General features: G+C 45.3%; 5 protein-coding genes. 1 reads left to right on the plus strand and 4 read right to left on the minus strand.

The genetic code is table 11. The features are described from left to right. Nucleotides 1–281: 281 nt before the first annotated feature. The 4 genes from VM802_RS06015 to VM802_RS06030 all read right to left on the minus strand — a co-directional run bounded on the left by VM802_RS06015 (nucleotide 282) and on the right by VM802_RS06030 (nucleotide 2,516). A complete protein-coding gene (locus VM802_RS06015) occupies nucleotides 282–1,088 on the minus strand; it encodes an NmrA family NAD(P)-binding protein (RefSeq protein ID WP_325528927.1) in 807 nt (268 codons plus the stop codon). Nucleotides 1,089–1,100: 12 nt separating this feature from the next. Further along, on the minus strand, nucleotides 1,101–1,637 hold the full coding sequence (locus VM802_RS06020) for an NADPH-dependent FMN reductase (protein ID WP_325528928.1): 537 nt from the start codon (nucleotides 1,635–1,637) through the stop codon (nucleotides 1,101–1,103). 79 nt (nucleotides 1,638–1,716) lie between these two features. Next, complete coding sequence (locus VM802_RS06025) at nucleotides 1,717–2,145, minus strand: MarR family winged helix-turn-helix transcriptional regulator (protein WP_325528929.1); 429 nt, start codon at nucleotides 2,143–2,145, stop codon at nucleotides 1,717–1,719. 119 nt (nucleotides 2,146–2,264) lie between these two features. Further along, nucleotides 2,265–2,516, minus strand: a complete 252-nt coding sequence (locus VM802_RS06030) for a hypothetical protein (RefSeq protein ID WP_325528930.1) — start codon at nucleotides 2,514–2,516, stop codon at nucleotides 2,265–2,267. A gap of 335 nt (nucleotides 2,517–2,851) precedes the next feature. On the opposite strand from VM802_RS06030, the gene VM802_RS06035 reads away from it, so the two are divergent. After that, nucleotides 2,852–5,560: an alpha/beta hydrolase family protein gene (locus tag VM802_RS06035; protein WP_325528931.1), complete on the plus strand. Its 2,709-nt coding sequence runs from the start codon at nucleotides 2,852–2,854 to the stop codon at nucleotides 5,558–5,560. Nucleotides 5,561–6,000 lie beyond the last annotated feature (440 nt).

Below are 6,000 nucleotides of genomic sequence, written 5' to 3' on the forward strand. Positions count from 1 at the left end.
AATAAACAGAGATCTGTTGGCTAACAGTTATTGGGAGCATGTTTCGGGTCTTCACTATGGCACCTCACAGTACTCGTGGAATTTTCGGGAGAAAAGTTAGGCATTATTCCGATTGGAGGGTGTCAATGGAGTTCAAACAAATCGTTAATGAAAATTAAACGGAGAAAGAAGATGCCCTCTCCTGCTGCATAAGGACATCTTCTTAAAAAACTATTTAAATGCGGCGATGTATTGTTTTGCAAAAGCATACACATCTGTAGCCAGCTTTCCCGTTATACTACTTACATGATTGCTGAGCAGTTTTTCAGCTGTTCCGCTACGCTGGGCGGCGGCCGCAGAAAGGTATATATCTGCCATCCAGGGCGGCACTCCTCTTTCTGCATAACGCGTTGTCGCGCATCCGCCGGCGACAGCTCTACATAAGTAACCGGCTCTTCTATTGCAACACTGATAGCAGCCGCCACTTCATGGTAGCTGATGGCCGCAGGCCCCGACAACGGGATAGCTGCATTTACCCATTCCCCGGGATCGTTGAACAACGCAGCTGCCACATTACCTATATCACGCGTATGTATAAACGCTTTCTTACCGCCGCCCGCCGCTTCATATATGCTGCGTTCCCCTTTTACAGATGCCGCCAGCTCCCCCAGCCAGTTCTGCATAAACGACTGTGGCCGCAATACGTTCCATTGCAGACCGGATAAGCGGAGATATTCATCTGCCTGCCAGTGCCATTTGCCGGGATTGTCGGTAGCGTCCGGCCGCGCGGCAGGAGATGATAACCGAAGGATATACTTCACACCGTACCGCTTCGCTTCATCGATAATACGGCTTTGTTCTTCCACCATGGTGGAAGATAATCCGGAATTAAGGTACAGGCGATTACAGCCTTCCAGCAGTGTTCGCAGACAGGCAGTATCATTCATATCACCCTGTATCCACTCTGTAAATGGTAGTTGGCGGGCATTTGAAAGATCGCGCGTAAGTGCACGGGCCACAATGCCGGCATCGGATAGTACCGCCAATACCTGGCTGCCCGTTTTTCCGGTAGCACCCAATACGGCAACGGTTGCTGTTGAATAATTCATTGTATTCCGTTTTTAATTAGCAATGCGTGTCACTGCTTCCAGGATCTCATCACGCAGAGCAGGATCATTGAAAGCAAGATGATGATCCGTGAATGAAGTGCGTTTGTAAAAATTGTTGACAGGAATCTTCTGCGTGATCGTAGCTCCAAGCCTTGTCAATACCGATTCAGCATGGTTCATGGCATTTACGCCGCCACCGCCTGGCGAAGCGCTGAGCAACACCACCTGCTTGTTGTTGAATATGCGATAGTCGCTCCCGGCACGCGAAAGCCAGTCCACCGTATTTTTAAAAAAGGCAGATACAGAGCCGTTGTGCTCTGCCACTGATATGACCAGCGCATCATGAGCGTCAATGATCTCTTTCAGGGCAGTAGCCTCCGCAGGTATTCCCTGCACCTGCAATTCCATGGCGTAGAGTGGCAATGGATAATCCAGGAGACTAATCACTTTATGGCTGCCATCACTTATGAGCCCTGCCACAGCAGTTATAAGCGAATGATTGATGGACTTTGAGTTGTTGCTTCCTGCAAATAATAATAAGTTTTTCATATTATTTAGTCGGCTAAGTTTATAGTTAAAAAAATAGAAATAAAATTATTTAGCCACCTAAGTTTTTGAAGAAAAAAAATCACGACAGATTCGTCAGGACTTTCTGCAACAGCTTACTCAGCGTTGCCTCTTCCGTGGGCGTAAGGCCCTTGGTGGTAATGGTAGCCAGTTTCTTCCAGACATCGTCCACAGCGCCGAGGGCTTCCCTCCCCTTTTTTGTAAGGTATACACGGGATGAACGTTTATCCTCACTATCCTTCATTTTCGTGATCATACCACTGGCTTCCATCCGGTCGATCATATTGGAAATAGTAGCTGGCTGAATGCACATCTTCCCCACCAGGCAGGAAATGGTTTGCCCGTCCTCCTGGCTGAGATGGTACAACAGGAATTCCTGCCCCGCATGCAGGCCGCTTTCCGACAGTAACGCGTTGTTCTGGTTCCTGCGCAGTTTGCAGATCTGCATTAATAAATAGCCTATGGTATCCTGCTCCTTTCTTAGCTTCATGAGACAAATGTAGGAGAATTTATTTAGTTAGCTAAATAAATTTCGGAAGAGCTTTCAGGAATTAGGTGTTAGGCATTAATTCCTGAAAACTAGTACTTAAACAACTGATTCAAAGAGAATCACAGATCAATGATAAGCTTGATCCATGGACAAGGAGCGGTAGTTGCTGCTACGCTTACGTTCACCGAAGTCCCACCGGTAACTGTAACTGTCATCCTTAAAAGAGTTTGGACACTACAATGCAGATTAATTGGATTTTTCTTAAAAAAGATCCTAAAAAAACGTCCTCTTTCATTAGCCTTATATGCTAATGCTCCACCTGCCATTCCCAAAAGGATCATAGCTGTTAATAAAATTTTTGCTTTTTTCATTGTACTAAATTTTAAAGGAGAGAAATTGCCTACTCTTTTATAATGGTTTTCGGCGGCCCCATGGGTTATACAAAAAAGAAACGGTAAAACTTAGAGCAGAGGAGATGAATACGGTTAAGCAGGAATAAAACAACGATGTGTTTCTATCATCATGGGTTAAGCTATCGGGTTATAATGACTTGGAGAGCCAGATGATCAGGCTGCCCACTAATCCCAATTTACTGTTTAATCCCGCAACCAGCATACAGCAGAACATTCCGGCATTTTGCCACCTCATTGCAGTTAAATTGCTTAAATTCCTCTAACCTCTGGTAATCATTAAAACAACTGTTTTCATGAAACAGCCCATACTATGCCTGTTACTGACGCTCACCTGTATATGCGGCCTCGCACAGCAGCAAATGAAGCCGCTCATTGATACTTCCGTATATGACAAATGGCCCGCTGCTGATTGGAGAAAATCCCTAAGTGACGACGGCCGGTATTTTTCCTACGCAATAGCGAACCGCCCGCCCGGCAGCACCACACTTATCCTGACTTCTACAGATGGTGGCTGGAAAATGGAAATACGTGATTGTACCGACGCCGCATTTACAGCAGACAGCCGTTTCGCCATATTCAGGAATAACAACGACAGCCTGGGTATTATACGTACCGGTACAAATATGATTAGCTATTTTCCACATGTGATTTCCTATAAAACAACCGCCAACTGGGTGGCTTATCAAACTTCTATACCTGAAAAACAGCTGGTAATCCGACAGCTGAAAAGCAACAGAGAAGAGTATTTCACAGGAGTAGAGGAATACCAGTTCATTGACAACGACAACATGTTACTGGTACAAACAGCTGAAAAGAAAGACAGCAGCATACAAATACTTAATCTATTAAAGCTTAAAAACGGTAAACGCACTTCCATATGGCGCGGACGCAATACGCGCAGAATCGTCAATGATGAAAATGGCCGGCAGATTGCATTTTTGGGAGAAGACACATCATCAGGGACATTATCCTTATGGCATTATATGCTGGGAAAAGATAGCGCCGTACGCATCATAACAGACAATAGCTTCACCCTGGACGAACTAAGCGGATTCAGTAAAGATGGTCAGTATATCCAGCTATCTGCAAAAAAAATACTGCCAGTCCCTAAAACCAGACCAGACGCTGTGCAACTTAATATTTGGAGTTACAGCGATGAAAAATTGCAGCCAGCACAATATAAGTCACTCAGTACTCCTGCTACTAATATGCTTCTCATCAAGCCCTCCGGCAACCGCGTCATACCAATGGCAACCGAAAACGAATACCTGGTGAATCAACAGCCCCAATCATACGCGTTGATCTGCCGCCGGGAATCTGATGCTGATAATGGTGAAAAAAACTGGAATGCTGCAAGCTGCTTTTCCTATGTTCTTGTTTCACTGAAAGATGGCAAACACACCACTATTATTGACAAAAAGCAGGGTGATGACGGCGCTGCTATTTCTTCCGGAGAAAAATATGTCGTTTACTATAATTCAGAAGAGAAAAACTTCTTCAGTTATGAAACGGCTACCGGTATCGTGCGTAACATTACAGCCAATGTACCTTCCCCTGACTGGATGAATCTGTACCGTGATGACCTTACCATCACTCCCCGCGGCATTGCTGGTTGGACGACGAATGATGCAGCATTACTCCTTTACGATCGCTATGACATTTGGAGAATAGATCCCCGTGGCGAAAAAGCACCATTCTGCATCACTAACGGCTATGGGCGCACGCACAAAACCATCTTCTTCCTCGGACTAAACGATAATACGGAAAACAGTATTCCTGAAGGCACACTGCTGCTGAATGCTTTTAATACAATTAATAAAGATAATGGCTACTTCCGCGCTGGAACCGACAAGGCTACCGATCCTGAAGCACTGACAATGGGGCCTTACATTTACCAGCTCATCTGGAATCCATATACACCTGTGAACGGATTCAGCCCCGTTAAAGCGAAGAAAGCCGATGTATTTATAGTTGGCCGGATGAGCGCTACAGAATCACTCAATTATTTCAGCACCAGCGATTTCCGGCAGTTCACCCCGCTCAGCGATATACATCCCGAAAGAAATTTCAACTGGTACACGACTACCCTCCATACCTGGAAATCGCCAGACAACACTGATATACAAGGCATTCTTTACAAGCCGGAAAATTTCGATCCACAAAAAAAATACCCCGTCATACTACATTACTATGAAAGAAAATCAGATGCACTGAACGCCTTTATTACACCTGAAAGCCTTGCCAATGGTTGCACCATCAATATCCCGTCTTATGTGAGTCAAGGGTACCTGGTTTTTGCACCGGATATTCATTATACAGCTGGCGATCCCATGAAGAGCGCTTATAATGCCGTTGTTTCCGCAGCCCGGTACCTTTCTGCGTTGCCTTATGTGGATGCATCCCGGATGGGCATACAAGGCTGCAGTTTTGGCGGCCTGGAGACCAACTATATTGTAACGCATACCGGCATGTTCGCCGCCGCCTGCACCGCCTCCGGTCTCTCTAACCTGATAAGCGCCTACGGCGACCTGATCGACAATGGTTATAGTATGCAAAGCGTCTTTGAAGATGGGGGCCAGATACGCATGAAAGCTACACCATGGCAGATACCAGAAAAATACATCAGCAACTCGCCCATTTTTACGGTAGATAAAGTTACAACACCAGTACTGATGATGCATACCACCAACGACGGCATATGCCGGTTTACGCAAGCACTGGAGCTGTTTACAGCGCTGCGCCGGTTAGGGAAGAAAGCGTGGCTGCTGGAATATACCGAAGGCAATCACGGCGTCTTTGGGAAACCGGCAACAGATTTCAGTATACGCATGAGCCAGTTTTTCGGGCACTACCTTAAAGGCGATGCCCCCCCAAAATGGATGACACAAGGCATACCCGCAAGACTCAAAGGTGTTGATGACGGGCTTTCTCCCGATCACACGGTACAAACCCCGCCTGCAGGAGGTTTGCTCATGGAAGAGCAAAAGACGGACGTTAAGTAAATAGTGATGATGATCATATACATTTTCAAGCAAAATATGCTGTCATAAGCCACGTTATTTATGTCGATATAAAATCTTACGGACATAGGACTGTAGCGGATTTACCTGACCGCCGTCACCAAAATCATTTTAACAAAATAATATTTGGAGTGATCAGGAAAATCTTATTTTTGCAAGCCAGGAATACCGGAATCATCACCCTATTTGTAATTCCAACAACCTCAGAATAAACTATTCCTGCTGGTTACTACACAACATAGAAAACCTAATTAAATGAGAAGGAAAAAACTAATCTCAATCATTTCCATCGTCTTGTGCCTGTTTCAGAATAAGTCTTTCAGTCAAATCGTGAATGGTAAGCTATTAAAGGATTACGGCTATGATGCAGGCATCGGGAATTTAAGGATGGTACTTCCCCACACTGCCACCAAAATAGTGGA

This window comes from Chitinophaga sp., assembly GCF_035538455.1.
GTDB lineage: Bacteria > Bacteroidota > Bacteroidia > Chitinophagales > Chitinophagaceae > Chitinophaga.